The 899-nt window shown below is 57.4% G+C and carries 1 protein-coding gene; it reads left to right on the top strand.

Annotation, left to right across the window (positions count from 1 at the left end; genetic code table 11):
* Positions 1-899 (top strand): serine hydroxymethyltransferase (gene glyA / locus ACR0KN_RS22455; protein ID WP_480656700.1); only part of this gene is annotated, 899 nt, incomplete at both ends.

Raw genomic sequence — 899 nt, 5'->3', positions numbered from 1 at the left:
GGTCACCTGACCCACGGTGCAGCCCCAAACCAATCGGGCAAATGGTTCAATGCAGTCCACTATGGCGTGCGCAAGCAAGACAATCTGATCGACTATGATCAGATCGAAGCGCTGGCCAAAGAACACCAGCCCAAGCTGATCATCGCGGGCGGTTCGGCCATTCCGCGTATTATCGATTTTGCCCGCATGCGCGAGATCGCCGATATGGTTGGTGCGTACCTGCACGTGGATATGGCCCATATCGCAGGACTGATTGCGGCGGGTGAGCACCCCTCGCCCTTCCCGCACGCGCACGTCGCGACAACCACCACGCACAAGACGCTGCGCGGCCCCCGCGGCGGCATGATCCTGACCAACGACGAAGCGATCGCGAAAAAGGTAAACTCGGCAATCTTCCCCGGTATTCAGGGTGGTCCGCTGATGCATGTGATTGCTGGCAAAGCAGTAGCGTTTGGCGAGGCGCTGCGGCCCTCGTTCAAGGACTACATCAAGCAGGTTATTGTCAACGCTCAGGCCCTTTCAGATCAACTGATCAAGGGCGGTCTCGACACCGTGACCCATGGCACCGACACTCATGTTGTTCTGGTCGACCTGCGCCCCAAAGGTGTAAAGGGCAACGCGACCGAGAAAGCATTGGGTCGTGCGCATATCACCTGCAACAAGAACGGCGTTCCGTTTGACCCCGAAAAGCCAACTATCACCAGCGGCATCCGCCTTGGTTCTCCTGCTGGCACGACACGAGGTTTTGGAGAAGTCGAGTTCCGTCAAATCGCGGATTGGATCATCGAAGTTGTCGATGGTCTGGCCGCCAATGGCGAAGAAGGCAATGCCGCAGTCGAAGCAAAAGTCAAAGCCGAAGTCGCTGAGCTTTGCGCCAAGTTTCCGATCTATCCGAACCT

Source organism: Ruegeria sp. AP7, assembly GCF_056539905.1.
This window is presented reverse-complemented; position numbering and strand designations above follow the sequence as displayed.